The sequence below is a fragment of the Citrobacter sp. MGH100 genome, from assembly GCF_001034465.1.
GTDB classification, from domain to species: domain Bacteria; phylum Pseudomonadota; class Gammaproteobacteria; order Enterobacterales; family Enterobacteriaceae; genus Citrobacter; species Citrobacter youngae.
The window spans coordinates 2,227,861-2,245,267 of sequence record NZ_KQ089800.1; the positions used below are offsets into that span (position 1 = coordinate 2,227,861).

Below are 17,407 nucleotides of genomic sequence, written 5' to 3' on the forward strand. Positions count from 1 at the left end.
TTCAAAATGGCGAACAAAATAGCCCTGTTACTGCCAGCTCACCTCACCCTTCGGCTCATACGCACTGGCATCCAGCGGTGAGTTCTTCTGCACGTACTCCTTCAGCACTTCCGCATCAATAAACCCGGTATTCACATAGCCTGGTTTGTTATCAATGCGCGGATAGCCATCACCGCCGGTGGCGTTGAAGCTCAGCGTCGCCATACGATAGGTTTTGGCTGGGTCAACGGGTTCGCCTTTGATTTTCAAATCGTTAAGCTTGCCGTCTTTCGCTACAAAGCTGACGTTGGCAAACTGCGGGTAGGCTCCGGAGTCCGGCTTCATTTGCGCCACCGCGGTCAGATAATCAATCACTTCTTTCCCGCTCATATCGGCGTACACCACGATGTTGCCAAACGGCTGTACCTTCAGCACGCTCTTATAGGTGATATCGCCGCCTTCGATGGAGTCACGGATACCGCCGCCGCTCATCACGCCAAAATCAGCGCTGGTTCGCGCCATTTGCGCAGCCAGCAGCAAGCGCCCCATATTGGTTTGCACGAAACGGACTTTGCTACGGTCGCCTTCGAGGCGCGCATTGACGCTGCCGATTTTCACGTCGAGCTGAGCTTTACCTTTATTCTGGAACGGCGTCAGCAGCGAAAGCATTTGCTGATTTTCAGCAATCTCCGGAGTGTAGAGTACGCGCTCACTTTTACCGTTGTCCCAGGTCACTTTTTTCTTCAGGTTGACTGGAATGAGCTGGTAGTTAACCATTTTCATTTCGCCGTTGCGGAACTCAAAGTCCGCCCGCCCCACGTATTTCCCCCACTCGTGTGCCTGTACAATCCAGATCCCATTTTGCTTATCTGGCGCACACGGCGTCCCCGGGACGTAATCCACCTGCTTCTTGTTTTCCGCAGCCATACACACCGGATCCTGCGAGTGGCCACCGACAATCATTGCCAGCGCCCCGGTGGGCAGGCTACGCGCCATTTCGACATCGCCAGGGGCGTTCGAGCCATGATTGCCGTTGTCATAATGCCCCATATGGGTGGTCGCGATAATGATGTCTGGCTTTTCATTCATATTGAGTTCCTGGATAACCAGCTTTGCTTCTTCCGCAGGTTTGCGAAACTCAATATCGGTGAAGAACTCCGGGTTGCCAATTTTCGCCGTATCGTCAGTGGTTAAACCGAGTACGGCAATTTTTAAATCCTGGCGCTTAAAGATGGCCCACGGCTTAAATAAACGCTCGCCGGTGCTTTTCTGATAAATATTGGCCGAGAGAAACGGGAATTTGGACCATTTTTCCTGCTGGCGCAGTACGGTCATGGGATTATCAAACTCGTGGTTACCGACCGCCATCGCGTCATAGCCAATCAGGTTCATCCCGCGAAAATCAGGTTCCGCATCCTGCAGATCGGACTCCGGTACGCCGGTATTAATGTCACCGCCGGAAAGCAGCAGTACGCTGCCCCCTTCCTCAGCCACCTCTTTACGAATACCGTCCACCAGCGTTTTTTGCGCCGCCAGCCCATATTCTCCGTATTCGCTACGCCAGAAGTGACCGTGATGATCGTTGGTATGCAGAATGGTAATTTTATAGGTTTTATCTTTTTCGTACGCCTGTGCAGGCTGACCTGCCAGCGCAAATGCGGCTAATAGCGCCAGCGCCACGCCCCGTTTTAAAAACTTCATATTTCTCTCCCTGAGCCAAAATCAACGACTGAAATTACAATGATATGAAATAATAGTCGAAAATGTTTTCAGAAATGAGACTTCCTTCAAACACCTTCCGCAGGTATGTTAGTCAGGTAATAATAACAAAATAGATTACCCTCATAATCGCAACCCAAACAGAAGTGACTTTCTATGGCAATAAGTGAACCAACCCAGCCTGTGGCTGGCGCGTCAGCGTCGGTTGCTAAAGCACGCACCTCATTTGGCATTTTAGGAGCGATCAGCCTCTCCCATTTGCTAAACGATATGATTCAGTCGCTGATCCTGGCGATTTATCCGCTATTGCAGTCAGAGTTCTCGCTGACGTTTATGCAGATAGGGATGATTACCCTGACCTTCCAGCTCGCTTCCTCGCTGCTGCAACCGGTGGTGGGTTACTGGACTGACAAATACCCGATGCCGTGGTCGCTGCCCATTGGGATGTGCTTCACGCTGAGCGGGCTTGTTTTGCTGGCCATGGCCGGCAGCTTCCATATGGTGCTGCTCGCCGCGGCGCTGGTTGGTACCGGCTCTTCGGTATTTCACCCGGAATCGTCCCGTGTGGCGCGTATGGCCTCCGGCGGTCGCCACGGCCTCGCCCAGTCGATTTTCCAGGTTGGCGGCAACTTCGGTAGCTCTCTGGGGCCGTTGCTGGCAGCTGTCATCATCGCGCCATATGGTAAGGGTAATGTGGCCTGGTTTGTGCTGGCTGCGTTATTAGCGATTGTCGTCCTGGCACAAATCAGCCGTTGGTATGCCGCGCAGCATCGGATGAGTAAAGGAAAGCCGAAGGTCGCTATCGTTAATCCGTTGCCGCGTAATAAAGTGGTGCTGGCGGTAAGCATTCTGCTGGTGCTGATTTTCTCCAAATACTTCTATATGGCGAGCATTAGCAGCTATTACACCTTTTATCTGATGCAAAAATTCGGATTATCGGTACAAAATGCCCAGTTTCATCTGTTTGCCTTCCTGTTTGCCGTCGCGGCCGGGACGGTGATTGGCGGACCATTAGGCGATAAAATTGGCAGAAAATATGTTATTTGGGGGTCTATCCTCGGCGTTGCGCCATTTACCCTTGTTTTACCCTACGCGACGCTGGAATGGACCGGGATTTTAACCGTGATCATTGGTTTTATCCTCGCATCGGCCTTTTCTGCCATTCTGGTCTACGCACAGGAGCTGCTTCCTGGGCGTATCGGCATGGTTTCTGGGCTATTTTTCGGTTTTGCCTTCGGCATGGGTGGCTTGGGAGCCGCGGTGTTAGGGCTGATTGCCGACCATACCAGTATCGATTTGGTCTACAAAATATGTGCTTTCCTGCCACTTCTGGGGATACTGACCATATTCTTACCTGATAACCGACATAAAGCCTGATTTTCTGACGGCCAAAGGTAAACTTTGGTCGTCATCACTTACAGCGGCCATCAGCGTTTGCCTCAAACATCCCCCCGTAGTTTTCCGATCCGTGCTTTTTTTCCTTTAAAATCCTGTTTTCATCAAAATTCAATAATTATTCATCAACATAAACATCAAAATTGTCATAAACTATTACTCGGAATTTGGGTTTTCAGGATCAACACAGCAACCAAAGGAGACGGAATGCATCACGCCACCCCGCTTATCACCACCATTGTCGGCGGCCTTGTGCTCGCTTTTATATTAGGCATGATTGCCAATAAACTACGTATTTCTCCTCTGGTGGGATATCTGTTAGCGGGCGTTCTGGCCGGTCCATTTACACCTGGTTTTGTTGCTGATACTAAGCTTGCGCCTGAGCTGGCCGAGCTTGGCGTGATCCTGTTGATGTTCGGCGTCGGGCTGCACTTTTCCCTGAAGGATTTGATGGCGGTAAAGTCTATCGCCATTCCCGGCGCGATTGCCCAGATAGCGGTGGCAACGCTGCTGGGTATGGCGCTTTCAGCCGTATTAGGCTGGTCGCTGATGGTCGGTATCGTCTTTGGTCTGTGTCTTTCAACCGCCAGTACCGTAGTGCTACTGCGTGCACTTGAAGAACGGCAGCTCATTGACAGTCAGCGCGGGCAAATCGCCATTGGCTGGCTGATTGTCGAAGATTTGATGATGGTGCTGACGCTGGTTCTCCTGCCAGCCGTCGCCGGAATGCTGGAAAAAGAAGATGTCGGCTTTGCCTCGCTCGCCGTCGATATGGGGATTACCATCGGTAAGGTCGTGGCGTTTATCGCGATTATGATGCTGGTGGGGCGTCGCCTGGTACCGTGGATTATGGCCCGCAGCGCCGCAACCGGTTCACGCGAACTGTTTACTCTGTCAGTCCTCGCCCTCGCCTTAGGTATCGCCTTTGGCGCAGTGGAACTGTTCGATGTCTCCTTTGCGCTGGGCGCATTCTTCGCTGGTATGGTGTTGAATGAATCGGAACTGAGCCACCGTGCGGCGCATGACACCCTGCCGCTGCGCGATGCGTTCGCCGTGCTGTTCTTCGTTTCCGTCGGGATGCTGTTCGATCCGTTAGTCCTGATCCAACAGCCGCTGGCAGTGCTGGGTACGCTGGCGATTATCATCTTTGGTAAATCCCTTGCCGCTTATTTCCTGGTGCGCATGTTTGGTCACTCCCAACGCACGGCGCTCACCATTGCCACCAGCCTGGCACAGATTGGTGAGTTTGCCTTTATCCTGGCGGGTCTGGGAATGGCGTTAAACCTGCTGCCGCAGGCCGGACAGAATCTGGTGCTGGCAGGGGCAATCCTGTCCATCATGCTCAACCCGGTGCTGTTCGCGGTGTTAGAAAAATATCTCGCCAAAACCGAAACGCTGGAAGAGCAGACGCTGGAAGAAGCCATCGAAGAAGAGAAGCAAATTCCGGTGGATATCTGCAATCACGCCCTGCTGGTCGGTTTTGGTCGCGTCGGCAGCCTGCTGGGTGAGAAATTGATGGCTGCGGGGATCCCGCTGGTGGTTATCGAAACCTCACGTACCCGGGTGGATGAACTGCGCGAGCGCGGGATCCGCGCGGTGCTGGGAAATGCCGCCAACGAAGAGATTATGAATCTGGCGCATCTGGATTGCGCACGCTGGCTGTTGCTGACCATTCCGAATGGCTATGAAGCGGGTGAAATTGTTGCTTCCGCTCGTGAGAAGTGCCCGTCGATTGAGATTATCGCCCGCGCGCATTATGACGATGAGGTGGAATACATTACCGAGCGTGGCGCCAATCAGGTGGTCATGGGTGAGCGTGAAATCGCCCGCACCATGCTGGAGCTGATTGAAACGCCGCCTGCCGGTGAAGTTGCTACTGCCAGTTAATGTTACGTGCCGGATGGCGGCGTAAAACGCCTTATCCGGCCTACATATTGCTACGCGTAGGCCCGATAAGCGTAGCGCCATCGGGCAAGAACTCAGCGATCCCAGTACGACTCTTCGAGGCTGTCTTCACGTTCCGGCAAACCCCGCGTCAGACGCGGGGAATGCTGGTTCAGCACCTGATAACTCACGCGGTTAGCATATTTACACACCTGCGCTAATGACGAATAGGTCAGCCAGGTGAACTTGTGCTTGCTGGAGTTAGGCACATTACTGCGGTGATAGCTGTTAGCGGTAATATCATGCAGCAATGCCGCCAGTGCGCCGTCGCCAGCACCGTTGGTATTCATGATCTTTTCTGGCCCGCCCATATACGGTGCGATGTGCGAATACACACGCAGCGGATGAGTACAGTCTTTATGGCGCATGGCGCGACTAAACTCGTACTGGTTGAATTCGGCAATCGCCCCTGGCAGCAGTGGATGCTGAGTTTTGCGTTTCGCCTCTTCTTCAGTAAAGCCGGCCATATACAGACCTGCCGGACCCGCAGTACACAGCACCAGATCCACCCAGTCCAGCGCCTTGTCAGACGCCAGCAGCGGATCGTTCTCGCCGGTCAGCGCTTCGGCTTCTTCTTCGTTCATCGCCAGAATAGAGACATTCTCTTTCAGGAATGTCTGCCACCACTGCGGGTTATCCGCAATAACGAATTTGGTCCCCAGCGTCAGTACCACCGGCACGTTGTGCTTTTTGGCAAATTCAATCGCCTTCATGGTCGCTTCCGGCATCGGTTCGCCCGGCTTACAGCGCACCAGATAGGAGGTCAGCACCAGCGCGGAAGCCCCGGCAATGACTGATTCAGGGATGCTATCCGCGCGCAGTTGGTTCATGTGACCGGGGCTGATGGCAAATGTGCGTTCGCCGGATTCACCAATCAGCGTAAAGCAGCGGCCAATAGGGCCATCTACACCCTGTAGATAGTTCAAATCGGTGCGGCTGGAGGTGTTGCATAAATAGCGATACGCGTAGCTACCAATTTCGATATTACTGCACATCACCCCCAACAGTACCGAACGGTCATCTGCCAGCACGGAGTAGTTATGCATAGTGTTACCGATGGTGCCACCTGCAAACTGATGGGTGATCAGGTTTTCGCGTACCAGCTCCTGGTAGAGCGCTTCCGCAACATCATCTTCAATCACCAGAGAGTGCCCGGCGCTTAATCCATAACGTTTTACAAAATCATCATCCACTTTGGCTTCAATATCTACCAGCGTCTGGTCGATACCGACAACCCAGGCTGCGCTGGTTTCATTTTCTGGCTGAATTTGTTGCAGCAACGGATCGCGCGCGCTGACGGGGAAATAGTGTTTGGATTTACGTTTACCGGGAAATTTCATGGTCGATTTTACGGGTGGTTAACTGAGCGATGCATGGTAGCACATTCCCTGCTGCGCATGCGATGCGGCGCTGAGTTTCAATATCGGACGGTGAGATCGCAGTTTATCCGGGATTAATTTCTACAATAACTCACCTTCACAAGGAGCGTTTTATGAAGCCGGAAAACAAAATCCCCGTACTCGACAAAATTTCGGATGAAATGAAAAGCGTGGTGAATTTTCATCGCGACGATTTGCCACCGTGGCCCGCTGCCGATGACTTTGTGGCCCAGCGCCAACACTACATTCATGAGCGGCAGCTGTGGAATGCCGATGCCCCGCAGATGCATACCCGCGAATGCGTGATTTCTACCGCGTGCGGCCCCGTTGCCACACGCATCTACGCTCCGCAGCCCCAAAGCCAGGCCACGCTGTATTACCTGCACGGCGGCGGTTTTATTCTCGGTAATCTGGATACCCATGACCGTATTATGCGTTTACTTGCGCATTACACCCAGTGCACGGTGATCGGCATCGACTATTCGCTGTCGCCGGAAGCGCGCTACCCACAAGCCATCGAAGAGATCGTCGCCGTTTGCCAGTACTATCATCAACATGCTGGCGACTATTCCCTCAATATCAATACGATAGGTTTTGCCGGCGATTCCGCCGGAGCGATGCTGGCGCTCGCCAGTGCGTTGTGGCTGCGAGATAAAAACATTGCCTGCGGCAAAGTCGCTGGCGTGCTGTTGTGGTATGGCCTTTACGGCCTGCAGGATTCACTAAGCCGACGGCTGATGGGCGGAGCGTGGGATGGTTTAACCCGCGAGGATCTGCAGATGTACGAAAACGCGTACCTACGTAGCGCTGACGATCGTGAGTCACCGTACTATTGCCTGTTTAATAACGATCTGACGCGCGACCTACCGCCGTGTTTTATCGCCGGTGCGGAGTTCGATCCGCTGATCGACGATAGCCGCTTATTATTCCAGACGTTACAGGCGCATCAGCAGCCCTGCCAGTACAAAATGTATCCCGGTACGCTGCACGCCTTCCTGCACTATTCGCGGATGATGAAAACCGCCGATGAAGCTCTGCAGGACGGCGCGCATTTCTTTAAGCAACAGCTTTAGCGGTAGGCTTCGGTCAGTTTCACCATCATTTCAATATGCTCCGGCGCGGCATTCAGCGCCGGAATATATTCATATTGCTTACCACCCGCTTCAAGGAAAATCTCCCGGTTTTGCACCGCTATCTCTTCCAGCGTTTCGAGGCAATCAGCCGCGAAGCCCGGACACATAACCTGGATATGTCGGGTTCCTTTCTCCGCCAGCATTTTTAGCGTTTCGTCGGTATACGGTGTCAGCCATGGTTCGCGGCCAAAGCGAGACTGGAAGGTCATCATGACTTTTTCCGGCGGCAGGCCAAGCGCTGAAACCAGCTCACGCGTCGTATCGCGACAGCGCTGCGGGTAGTCATCGCCTTCATCGGCGTAGCGCTGCGGAATGCCGTGATAGGAGAGCAGCAGTAAATCAGGTTCGCCATGTTGAGCGAATGAATCCCGGGCGCTCTTGGCCAGCGCATCAATGTAGCTGCTGTCATCAGCGTAATCGCGAATAAATGAGACGCCAGGAATACCGCGTTTACGCGCTAAAATGCGCGCCAGCTCGTCCCAGACTGCCGCCACTGTCGAACAGGAATATTGCGGGTACAGCGGTAACACCACCATGTGTTCTACTCCGCTTGCCAGCAGTTCATCGACCGCGCTTTCGAGCGACGGCGAACCGTAGCTCATCCCCAGTGCAACAGGCGTATCAGGCAGACGTTGTGCCAGCGCCTGCTGTTGCGCCTTGCTGTAGACCATCAGCGGGGAACCGTCTTCCATCCAGATTGATTGGTACAGCTTTGCTACACGCGGCGCGCGCAGCGGCAAAATCACACCACGCAGCAACGGCCACCACAGTGCGGGGGACGTATCGACGACGCGTGGATCGCTTAAAAACTGGCGCAGGTAGCGCTTAACGGCTTCGGGGGTTGGGGCATCGGGAGTGCCGAGGTTTGCCAGCAGGATACCGGTTTTCGTCTGACGCATTACCGCCTCTTATCGATTCAAATTGTTGATAATTGTAGCGGAAAAGCGGTAAAGAAGAACTAATTGCTGTGAGAGGTAAGACGAGAATTTGCCTGATGGCGCTGCGTTTATCAGGCCTACAAAAAATCGTAGGCCGGATAAGGTGTATCCACCGCCATCTGGCATTAACCGCGTTAAAAATTAACCGAGGATTTTTTCCAGCGCTGCGCGAACGTCAGCCACGGCCTGAGTGCCGTCAACTTTCGCGTATTTGGTGTTACCCGCCTGCGCTTCTTTAGAGTAGTAGCCGATCAGCGGCGCGGTCATCTGATGGTATTCCACCAGGCGCTTGCGTACGGTCTCTTCCTGATCGTCTTTACGTGTGGTCAGCTCTTCGCCGGTCACGTCGTCTTTGCCTTCAACCTTAGGCGGGTTGAATTTGATGTGGTAAACGCGGCCAGAAGCAGCGTGTACGCGACGACCTACAATACGGTCAACGATCAGCTCGTCCGGAACGTCGAATTCCAGAACGTAGTCCACGTTGATACCCGCTTCTTTCATGGCATCTGCCTGCGGAATAGTACGCGGGAAGCCATCGAGCAGGAAACCATTACGGCAGTCTTCCTGAGCAATACGCTCTTTTACCAGCGCGATCACCAGCTCATCAGTCACCAGCTTACCGGCGTCCATGATGTCTTTCGCTTGTTTGCCCAGCTCGGAGCCAGATTTCACGGCGGCACGCAGCATATCACCGGTGGAGATTTGCGGAATACCATACTTCTCCATGATGAACTGAGCCTGAGTTCCTTTACCCGCGCCCGGAGCGCCAAGCAGAATGATACGCATTACGAAAATCCCCTTAAAGGTTGTCGATATTTTTTAAAAAGCGCTAAACGATACCACCATCACGCAATTGGCTCAAGGAAGCCACCCGCGCTGAAACGGTTAATGATGGAAAATTGAGTTCAGAAGGCGAAAAAAAGCCGGATGGCGGTGTAAACACCGTATCCGGCCTACTATTACGAGATACTGTAGGCCGGATAAGCGCTAGCGCCATCCGGCATTACATTACGGGTATCAGGACACCAGCAACTGGTTCATGCGACGGATGAACTGGTTCGGATCTTCCAGCGTGCCGCGCTCAGCAAACAGCGCCTGATCCAGCAGCAGTTCGACCCACTCTTTAAACTGCGCTTCGTCCTGGGTATCCGCCGTGCGTTTTACCAGCACGTGGTCCGGGTTCAGCTCAAAGATATATTTCACTTCCGGCACAGCCTGGCCCGCAGCGGCGAACAGTTTCGCCATCTGGGTGCTCATTTCATCCGCATCCGTGGTGACGATAGCCGGTGTGTCGGTCAGACGGTGAGTCAGGCGCACTTCTTTTACGCGATCGCCCAGCAACGTTTTCACGCGCTCAACGAACGGCGTCAGCGCTTTTTCCGCTTCTTTTGCCGATTCGTCAACTTCATCCGCCAGTTTGTCGATAGACTCGTCGGCTTTCGCCACGGACTGGAACGGTTTGCCATCGAACTCGGTCAGGTAGTTCATCATCCACTCATCGATGCGGTCAGAAAGCAGCAACACTTCGATGCCTTTCTTACGCAGCAGTTCCAGGTGCGGGCTGCTCTTCGCCGCCGCATAGCTGTCTGCGGTGATGTAGTAGATTTTCTCCTGCCCTTCTTTCATCCGCGCAACGTAGTCTTCCAGAGATACGGTCTGTGCGGAAGAGTCAGTGTGCGTAGACGCGAAGCGCATCAGTTTGGCGATAGTTTCCTGGTTGGCATGATCTTCCGCCGGGCCTTCTTTCAGCACCAGACCGAACTGTTTCCAGAAGGTCTGGTATTTTTCCGCGTCGTCTTTCGCCAGTTTTTCCAGCATCTGCAGTACGCGTTTGGTCAGCGCGCTACGCAGGTTACGGGTGACGGTGCTGTCCTGCAGGATCTCACGGGAGACGTTCAGCGGCAGATCGTTAGAATCTATCAGACCGCGGACAAAACGCAGGTAGTTCGGCATGAACTGCTCGGCGTCGTCCATGATGAATACACGCTGGACGTACAGTTTCAGACCATGCTTGTGATCGCGGTTCCACATATCCCACGGCGCCTGCGACGGGATATACAGCAGGCTGGTGTACTCCTGCTTACCTTCCACACGGTTGTGGCTCCAGGTCAGCGGATCGGTGAAATCGTGGGCGATATGCTTATAGAATTCGTTGTACTCGTCGTCTTTGATTTCCGACTTGTTGCGCGTCCACAGCGCCTGCGCCTTGTTGATCTTTTCCCAGGAAACCACGGTCTCGCCGTCTTTCTCTTCGGATTTTTCGATCTCGACCGGCAGCGCAATATGGTCGGAATATTTGCTGATGATGGAACGTACGCGCCAGTCATCGAGGAACTCGTCTTCGCCTTCGCGCAGATGCAGAGTAATTTCGGTACCGCGGTCTTCTTTGGTGATGTCGGCTACGGTGTACTCACCCTCGCCCGCAGACTCCCAGAACACGCCGTTTTCCGGTTTATCACCCGCAGCACGGGTACGCACGGTGACTTTGTCCGCCACGATGAAGGCTGAGTAGAAGCCAACCCCGAACTGGCCGATCAACTGGCTGTCTTTCGCCTGATCGGAACCCATGGATTCGAGGAAAGATTTGGTGCCGGATTTCGCAATGGTCCCCAGATGATCGATAACGTCATCACGGTTCATCCCCACGCCGTTATCGGCAATAGTCAACGTACGCTTATCTTTATCGAAGGAAACACGCACACGCAGCTCACCGTCACCTTCATACAGGTCCGGGTTAGACAGTGCGCGGAAACGCAGCTTGTCTGCCGCATCCGAGGCGTTAGAGATAAGCTCACGCAGGAAGATTTCTTTATTGGAATACAGAGAATGGATCATCAGGTGCAGAAGCTGTTTTACTTCTGACTGAAAACCACGAGTTTCTTGTCCTTTCATGTAGATCTACCTCAACAATGCCATTTTCAATGGTAAAAACACGTTGAGGGTGAAATGGGGACAAGCGGGAAGGATTTCAAGCGGAAGCCGCCGTCGCGGCCTCCGTTTGTTCAGAATTTAATCTTGTGTCGTCCTGCCAGTGAGTGCGACAGCGTGGTGCCATCGACCATTTCCAGCTCGCCGCCTACCGGAACGCCATGGGCGATACGGCTGGCTTCAACGCCATATTGCATGCAAAGCTCAGCAATATAGTTGGCGGTCGCCTCTCCTTCGACCGTGGGATTGGTCGCGAGGATCAGTTCGTTGATTTGCTCAGACGCCAGCCGCTGTTCGAGACGATCCAGCCCGATATCATCAGGCCCGATACCGTCCAGCGGCGACAGGTGTCCCATCAGCACGAAGTAACGTCCGGAAAATTGCCCGGTTTGCTCAATGGCGTAGATGTCCGCCGGACTCTCCACCACGCAAATCTGACCGTTTTCCTGGCGACGCGGGTTCGAGCAGATGTTGCAGACGTCCTGCTCTGTGAAGGTGCGGCAATCGGCACAGTGGCCGATTTCCGACATCGCCTTCGTTAACGCCTGTGCCAGACGCATCCCGCCGCTGCGATCGCGCTGAAGTAGCGTGAACGCCATGCGCTGCGCCGACTTCGGGCCAACGCCCGGCAGACAGCGCAGTGCTTCCATAAGCTGAGTTAACAGCGGGCTGGTTTGCATCAGAACGGCATCTTAAAGCCAGGCGGCAGCTGCATTCCGGAGGAAACAGAAGCCATCTTCTCTTTCTGCGTCTCTTCAATACGACGCGCCGCGTCGTTGAATGCCGCAGCAACCAGGTCTTCCAGCATCTCTTTGTCATCTTCCAACAGGCTTGGATCGATCTCCACGCGACGGCAGTTATGCGCGCCGTTGATGGTCACTTTTACCAGACCCGCGCCAGATTCGCCGGTCACTTCCAGCTTGGCGACTTCTTCCTGCATCTGCTGCATTTTTTCTTGCATCTGCTGGGCCTGTTTCATCAGGTTACCCAGACCGCCTTTACCAAACATAGGCTTCTCTCTCAATCACGTTAAGGGATGACGACCGTCAAACCATTAGGCTGACGATCAAATGGGGCGAATACTTTCTTCGTCCAGCTCCGCATCGAAAAAACGACGCAGCGTCTGGATGTTATTATCCGCAATAATCGACTCACGCGCCTGCGCGAGCTTCTCTTCATAAATAGCCTGACGCCACTCCAGCGGCGTGCGCACCGCGGGATTATCATCTTCAACGATGGTCAATTCAACCGTTGACCCTGTTAAGGTACTCAATGCTTCGGCCAGTTTTTGCTGCGCGCCGCTGGAATTAAGGTGTCGCTGCGTGGAACGCAGGTGCAGGCAAACCACGTTGCCATTCTCTTCTTTCCAGGCATTAAGCGCCACCTGCTCCACCAGTTTAGGCAGCGAGAGCTGGCTCACCTGGGCGGCCCACGGGTCGCGTTCAATGGCTTCAGCCGCAAGCTTTGCCGCCAGTTCCGGCGTTTTTTCATGCTCAAGCGCTTTTTTCAGCGCTTTCGGCGTGGCGATGACTTCTTTGACTTCTGCAACAGGATTGGTCGCTTTCCAGCGATACGCTTCTTTCTTCGCCGGTGCTTTTTCCAGCGCAGAGACTGCCGGACGCGCCTGAACACGTTCCGACACCGAAGCCAGTCTTTCCAGCGCAGCATTATTCACCGGCCGCGCGCGGGAAGCGGCTGCCGGTTCACTCTTTTTTGGTTTGGTTGCTCCCTGAGCGCGTTGCAACTGGCTGCGTGCCGCCAGCACCTGGCTGGTGGCGTCGGAGAGCGGCACATTTTGTTGCGCTGGCGCAGGCTGTTGCTGTGGCACCTGCGTCGGGGTCATCACCGCTGTGGGTGCGACCGGGGCAAACGACTGGCGCGGGACTTCAGGTTCCGGAAGCGGCATGCGCGGATGAAAAGCCAGCGCACGCAGCAGTGTCATTTCGACGCCCATTCGCCTGTCCGGCGCATACGGCAGTTCTTTGCGCCCGATTAACAGGGTCTGGTAGTAAAGCTGCACATCGGTTGGCGGGACGATTCGCGCCAGTTCACGCATACGCTGTTCAATGGCGGCCATATCGCTGCCGAGCGCGGCAGGTGAAAGCTGAACCATGGCTATACGATGCAGCAAAGCCGACATCTCAACCAGCAGCGCTTCCCACTCAATACCGCGCGCGGCGGCGTCGTTCACCAATGTCATCACGCGTTCGCCGTCGGCGGCCACAACTGCTTCAACAAGCGAGAGCGCCTGGTCGTCGTCCAGCGTGCCGAGCATGGTGCTGACCGCGCCGGTCGAGACCTGACCATCGCCGCTGGCGATCGCCTGATCGGTCAAACTCAGCGCATCGCGCAGGCTGCCGTCCGCGGCGCGGGCCAGCAGTTGCAGCGCGCGTGGTTCATGAGCGATATGCTCTTCTTTGAGAATATGCTCAAGCTGATGGCGAATCTGTTCGACATCCAGCGCTTTAAGGTGGAATTGCAGACAGCGCGACAGAATGGTCACCGGCAGCTTCTGCGGATCGGTGGTCGCCAGCAGGAACTTGACGTGCGCGGGCGGCTCTTCGAGCGTTTTCAGCAGGGCGTTAAAACTGTGCCGCGACAGCATGTGCACTTCGTCGATCAAATAGACCTTAAAACGGCCGCGCGCAGGCGCGTACTGGACGTTATCCAGCAGATCGCGTGTGTCTTCGACTTTGGTGCGTGAGGCGGCATCGATTTCAATCAAATCGACAAAACGCCCCAGCTCAATTTCCCGACAGTTATCGCACACGCCGCACGGCGTAGCGGTGATGCCGGTTTCACAGTTTAATCCCTTCGCCAGCAAACGGGCGATAGAGGTTTTTCCGACGCCACGGGTGCCGGAAAACAAATAAGCATGATGAATACGCCCTAACGACAAGCCGTTCGCCAGTGCCGTCAGCACATGTTCCTGGCCGACGACGTCAGCAAAGGTTTGTGGGCGCCATTTTCGGGCTAAGACCTGATAACTCATTGGCAGGCTCTGAAAGGCTGGAGGGTGGATTCACAGGAGGGTAATGCTAACACAACCTCGCAGCAACGGCGAGGTTGTGTCGTCAGGTACTGCTTAACTGATTAGTGCCCTGGAAAAGGCACCAGGCTATAACAGGTCAGCCCCTGTTTTTCCAGGCGCTGTTCGCCGCCCAGATCAAACAGGTTAATGATAAAGGCAGCATCGGTTACTTCGCCACCCAGACGGCGGATCAACTTCACGGTCGCTTCAATCGTGCCGCCGGTTGCCAGCAGGTCGTCCACAACCAGGACTTTATCGCCCGGTTTGATGGCATCAACGTGAATTTCCAGCTGATCGGTGCCGTATTCCAGCTCATAGCTCTCAGCAATCACTTCACGCGGAAGCTTACGCGGTTTACGTACCGGAACAAAGCCGACGCCCAGACCCAACGCTACCGGCGCGCCAAACAGGAAGCCACGCGCTTCGGTGCCAACCACTTTAGTGATACCCGCATCTTTATAGCGTTCAACCAGCAATTCAATGCTAAGGGCGTAGGCTTTCGGATCTTCCAGTAAACTGGTGACATCACGGAAAAGAATGCCCGGTTTTGGGTAATCGTGGATGCTTTTGATGCTATTTTTGAGAAACTCAAGCTGCTGTGCAGTCGCGGTCATAAGTTTGTGCCTGATTGATACAGTATTACTTCACGGCGCACTATACACTTCATCCTCGACGTATCTTGAATGATTTTGTGTCTATATTAGGGCCAGGGTTACACTTGGTTAACCTTTGACCATCTGCGCCTGTGCTCGAAAACGGTCGAATTTACTGGCTGCGAGAGACAATTGCAACAGCGATTATTGCGCTTTACTGCTTTTGTTGTTTTTCATCAATCACCGGGATCCGCCACATAAAAATCAGTAAACAGGCGAGAATAACCAGCAACAGGCCGCGCACCCACATCATATTGACCAGCCAGAGGGAAATAGCAAACGTCACCAGAATCAACAAAATCGCGCGCGGTTTTGCTCCCGGCGGCATCGCTCGGTGTTTTTGCCAGTGACGCAGATACCCACCGAACCACGAACGGTAAAGCAACCAGTCGTGAAAACGCGGCGATGAGCGGGCAAAACACCAGGCGGCCAGCAGGATAAATGGCGTCGTGGGCAGCAACGGCAATACAACGCCCAGCGTGCCTAACACTACCGCTATCCAGCCAATGATGATTAGAATAATGCGTTGCATAATATCAGTACTTAACACAGAGAATCGCTACTTTAGCATAACAGTTCTCATTTTCATCGGAGTGTTGTCGTGAAAACCGTCATGCTGCTACAGACGCTTGAAAACCAGCTTAACCGCCTGCGGCAGCAGTGTGCTCCGTTGGCGCATCACGCCACGCTGAGCGCCCGCTTTGACAGGCATCTGTTTCACACGCGCAGCACGTTGCTGCAGGCCTGTCTGGATGAAGCTGAAGATAATCTCGCCGCCTTGCGCCGTGCAGTCGAACAGCAACAACTACCACAAATTAGCTGGCTGGCGGAACACCTTGCCTCACAGTTAGAGGCGATTTCGCGTGAAACCGCCAGTTGGTCGCTCCGCGAGTGGGACAGCGCCTCGCCGGGTCTTGCCCGCTGGCAGCGTAAACGCGTTCAGCATCAGGAATTTGAACGGCGTCTGGTTGAGATGACACGTGAACGTAAAGAGCGATTAGCTCAGGCCTCGGGGTTTGAGGAGCAGCAAAAGCTGCACCGAGAAGTCGAGGCGTTCGAAGCACGACTGGCGCGCTGCCGTCATGCGCTGGCAAGAATAGAAAACGTGCTGGCGCGTTTAACCCGTTAATCCCCGGAGAATTTATGTCATTAGAGAACGCCCCGGACGAGGTCAAACTGGCCGTCGATTTGATTGTTTTACTTGAAGAGAATCAACTACCAGCGCGCACAGTGCTACGCGCGCTGGAGATCGTTATGCATGATTATGAAAACAAACTTAAAACGGCGGAAGACTCCTCGCAAACTGATTAATTGCCCTCTGGTCTGCCATTGGCTTCGGTGTCAGAGTCGTCGCAACATAACGACGATAACGGACCGATCATGGAACGACTCCCCACCACACCGCACGATGCGGTCTTTCGGCAAATGCTGACGCAAAAAGAGGTCGCCCGAGATTTTTTGCAAATCCATTTGCCTGAAGCATTTCTCAATATATGCGATATGGCGACATTAACGCTGGAATCAGGCAGCTTTATTGAGGACGATTTACGCACCTGCTATTCAGATATCCTCTATTCCCTACAAACAAAACATGGACCCGGCTACGTTTACGCGCTGATTGAACATCAGAGCAAACCCGATAAATTCATGGCCTTTCGCCTGATGCGCTACGCTATTGCCGCCATGCAGAATCACCTTAACGCCGGGCATAAAACGCTACCTCTGGTTGTCCCTGTCCTGTTTTACCATGGCACGGAAAGTCCGTGGCCCTATACCCTTAACTGGCATCACCTGTTTAGCGAGCCAAAGCTTGCGAAAGCGCTTTATGGCAATGAATTTGCACTGGTAGACCTGACCGTAATGCCAGATAATCAGATCCTGCAGCATCAACGGGTAGCGATGCTGGAACTCCTGCAAAAACATATTCGTCGACGGGATCTGAGCGAATTATTGGATCAACTCATTACGCTCTTAACGCAAGAGCATCTGACAGAATATCAAATCGACGTTTTGATTAATTACATGCTTAAAGCAGGAAATACCACGGAACCCGGCGTACTTGTCCGCCAACTGGCGCGGAGTGCGCCACAGTACAAGGAACAGCTGATGACAATTGCCGAATGGTTGGAAGAAAAAGGTAGAGCAGAAGGCATGCAGCAAGGTCTGGAAAAAGGGTTAGAAGAAGGTCGGCAGGTTGAAGCGCGTAATATCGCACAAAAAATGCTCGCCCGCGGCCTGGAACCGGATCTGATTACGCACCTTACGGGCCTGACGCAGGAAGAACTGGTCGCGCTGACGCACTAAATGC

General features: G+C 53.9%; 16 protein-coding genes and 1 other annotated feature. Of the genes, 6 read left to right on the plus strand and 10 right to left on the minus strand.

The features are described from left to right. Positions 1–27: 27 nt before the first annotated feature. Positions 28–1,680 carry a bifunctional UDP-sugar hydrolase/5'-nucleotidase UshA gene (gene ushA / locus SK32_RS10495; protein WP_048212400.1) on the minus strand — a complete coding sequence of 551 codons (1,653 nt, stop codon included), beginning with the start codon at positions 1,678–1,680 and terminating at the stop codon, positions 28–30. 174 nt (positions 1,681–1,854) lie between these two features. Here ushA and fsr point away from each other — a divergent pair, with 174 nt between their 5' ends. Both fsr and ybaL read left to right on the plus strand, forming a co-directional pair. Next, positions 1,855–3,075, plus strand: coding sequence for a fosmidomycin MFS transporter (gene fsr / locus SK32_RS10500; RefSeq protein WP_003021788.1), 1,221 nt, complete (start codon positions 1,855–1,857; stop codon positions 3,073–3,075). 225 nt (positions 3,076–3,300) lie between these two features. Continuing rightward, positions 3,301–4,980, plus strand: coding sequence for a YbaL family putative K(+) efflux transporter (gene ybaL / locus SK32_RS10505; RefSeq protein ID WP_003835904.1), 1,680 nt, complete (start codon positions 3,301–3,303; stop codon positions 4,978–4,980). 92 nt (positions 4,981–5,072) lie between these two features. On the opposite strand, the gene gsk is transcribed toward ybaL, so the two are convergent. Then, positions 5,073–6,377, minus strand: a complete 1,305-nt coding sequence (gsk, locus tag SK32_RS10510; protein ID WP_048212401.1) for an inosine/guanosine kinase — start codon at positions 6,375–6,377, stop codon at positions 5,073–5,075. Positions 6,378–6,529: 152 nt separating this feature from the next. Here gsk and aes point away from each other — a divergent pair, with 152 nt between their 5' ends. Continuing rightward, positions 6,530–7,489, plus strand: a complete 960-nt coding sequence (gene aes / locus SK32_RS10515; RefSeq protein ID WP_048212402.1) for an acetyl esterase — start codon at positions 6,530–6,532, stop codon at positions 7,487–7,489. Here the strand turns inward: aes and hemH are convergent. The 8 genes from hemH to SK32_RS10555 form a co-directional block, all read right to left on the minus strand. Then, entirely contained in the window at positions 7,486–8,448 is a 963-nt protein-coding gene (gene hemH / locus SK32_RS10520) for a ferrochelatase (RefSeq protein ID WP_048212403.1), read from the minus strand. The genes aes and hemH overlap by 4 nt on opposite strands. A 180-nt stretch (positions 8,449–8,628) precedes the next feature. Then, on the minus strand, positions 8,629–9,273 hold the full coding sequence (gene adk, locus SK32_RS10525) for an adenylate kinase (protein ID WP_003021773.1): 645 nt from the start codon (positions 9,271–9,273) through the stop codon (positions 8,629–8,631). Positions 9,274–9,504: 231 nt separating this feature from the next. Further along, entirely contained in the window at positions 9,505–11,379 is a 1,875-nt protein-coding gene (gene htpG, locus SK32_RS10530; protein ID WP_048212404.1) for a molecular chaperone HtpG, read from the minus strand. 110 nt (positions 11,380–11,489) lie between these two features. Continuing rightward, positions 11,490–12,095 carry a recombination mediator RecR gene (gene recR / locus SK32_RS10535; RefSeq protein ID WP_003021767.1) on the minus strand — a complete coding sequence of 202 codons (606 nt, stop codon included), beginning with the start codon at positions 12,093–12,095 and terminating at the stop codon, positions 11,490–11,492. Further along, complete coding sequence (locus SK32_RS10540; RefSeq protein ID WP_003021764.1) at positions 12,095–12,424, minus strand: YbaB/EbfC family nucleoid-associated protein; 330 nt, start codon at positions 12,422–12,424, stop codon at positions 12,095–12,097. The genes recR and SK32_RS10540 overlap by 1 nt, the downstream gene beginning before the upstream one ends. A 57-nt stretch (positions 12,425–12,481) precedes the next feature. Further along, positions 12,482–14,407: a DNA polymerase III subunit gamma/tau gene (dnaX, locus tag SK32_RS10545; protein WP_048212405.1), complete on the minus strand. Its 1,926-nt coding sequence runs from the start codon at positions 14,405–14,407 to the stop codon at positions 12,482–12,484. Beyond that, positions 13,085–13,149 (minus strand) — a sequence feature (DnaX frameshifting element). (Overlaps the previous gene by 65 nt.) 101 nt (positions 14,408–14,508) lie before the next feature. Then, positions 14,509–15,060, minus strand: coding sequence for an adenine phosphoribosyltransferase (gene apt, locus SK32_RS10550; RefSeq protein ID WP_005125198.1), 552 nt, complete (start codon positions 15,058–15,060; stop codon positions 14,509–14,511). 193 nt (positions 15,061–15,253) lie between these two features. After that, positions 15,254–15,631 carry a DUF454 family protein gene (locus tag SK32_RS10555; protein WP_003847534.1) on the minus strand — a complete coding sequence of 126 codons (378 nt, stop codon included), beginning with the start codon at positions 15,629–15,631 and terminating at the stop codon, positions 15,254–15,256. Positions 15,632–15,700: 69 nt separating this feature from the next. On the opposite strand from SK32_RS10555, the gene priC reads away from it, so the two are divergent. From priC to SK32_RS10565, 3 genes are all read left to right on the plus strand, one after another. After that, entirely contained in the window at positions 15,701–16,228 is a 528-nt protein-coding gene (gene priC, locus SK32_RS10560; protein ID WP_048212406.1) for a primosomal replication protein N'', read from the plus strand. A gap of 14 nt (positions 16,229–16,242) precedes the next feature. Continuing rightward, positions 16,243–16,410 (plus strand): pleiotropic regulatory protein RsmS, encoded by a 168-nt coding sequence (rsmS, locus tag SK32_RS24665; RefSeq protein ID WP_075551398.1) that lies wholly within the window; start codon positions 16,243–16,245, stop codon positions 16,408–16,410. 69 nt (positions 16,411–16,479) lie between these two features. Next, entirely contained in the window at positions 16,480–17,403 is a 924-nt protein-coding gene (locus SK32_RS10565) for an Rpn family recombination-promoting nuclease/putative transposase (protein WP_048212407.1), read from the plus strand. Positions 17,404–17,407 lie beyond the last annotated feature (4 nt).

Bases quoted from the DNA above. Each gene is read 5' to 3' on its own strand.
- aes (WP_048212402.1), top strand. From the start codon at position 6,530: ATGAAGCCGGAAAACAAAATCCCCGTACTCGACAAAATTTCGGATGAA.
- apt (WP_005125198.1), bottom strand. From the start codon at position 15,060: ATGACCGCGACTGCACAGCAGCTTGAGTTTCTCAAAAATAGCATCAAA.
- ybaL (WP_003835904.1), top strand. From the start codon at position 3,301: ATGCATCACGCCACCCCGCTTATCACCACCATTGTCGGCGGCCTTGTG.
- ushA (WP_048212400.1), bottom strand. From the start codon at position 1,680: ATGAAGTTTTTAAAACGGGGCGTGGCGCTGGCGCTATTAGCCGCATTT.
- htpG (WP_048212404.1), bottom strand. From the start codon at position 11,379: ATGAAAGGACAAGAAACTCGTGGTTTTCAGTCAGAAGTAAAACAGCTT.
- rsmS (WP_075551398.1), top strand. From the start codon at position 16,243: ATGTCATTAGAGAACGCCCCGGACGAGGTCAAACTGGCCGTCGATTTG.
- SK32_RS10540 (WP_003021764.1), bottom strand. From the start codon at position 12,424: ATGTTTGGTAAAGGCGGTCTGGGTAACCTGATGAAACAGGCCCAGCAG.
- recR (WP_003021767.1), bottom strand. From the start codon at position 12,095: ATGCAAACCAGCCCGCTGTTAACTCAGCTTATGGAAGCACTGCGCTGT.
- hemH (WP_048212403.1), bottom strand. From the start codon at position 8,448: ATGCGTCAGACGAAAACCGGTATCCTGCTGGCAAACCTCGGCACTCCC.
- dnaX (WP_048212405.1), bottom strand. From the start codon at position 14,407: ATGAGTTATCAGGTCTTAGCCCGAAAATGGCGCCCACAAACCTTTGCT.
- gsk (WP_048212401.1), bottom strand. From the start codon at position 6,377: ATGAAATTTCCCGGTAAACGTAAATCCAAACACTATTTCCCCGTCAGC.
- SK32_RS10555 (WP_003847534.1), bottom strand. From the start codon at position 15,631: ATGCAACGCATTATTCTAATCATCATTGGCTGGATAGCGGTAGTGTTA.
- adk (WP_003021773.1), bottom strand. From the start codon at position 9,273: ATGCGTATCATTCTGCTTGGCGCTCCGGGCGCGGGTAAAGGAACTCAG.
- fsr (WP_003021788.1), top strand. From the start codon at position 1,855: ATGGCAATAAGTGAACCAACCCAGCCTGTGGCTGGCGCGTCAGCGTCG.
- SK32_RS10565 (WP_048212407.1), top strand. From the start codon at position 16,480: ATGGAACGACTCCCCACCACACCGCACGATGCGGTCTTTCGGCAAATG.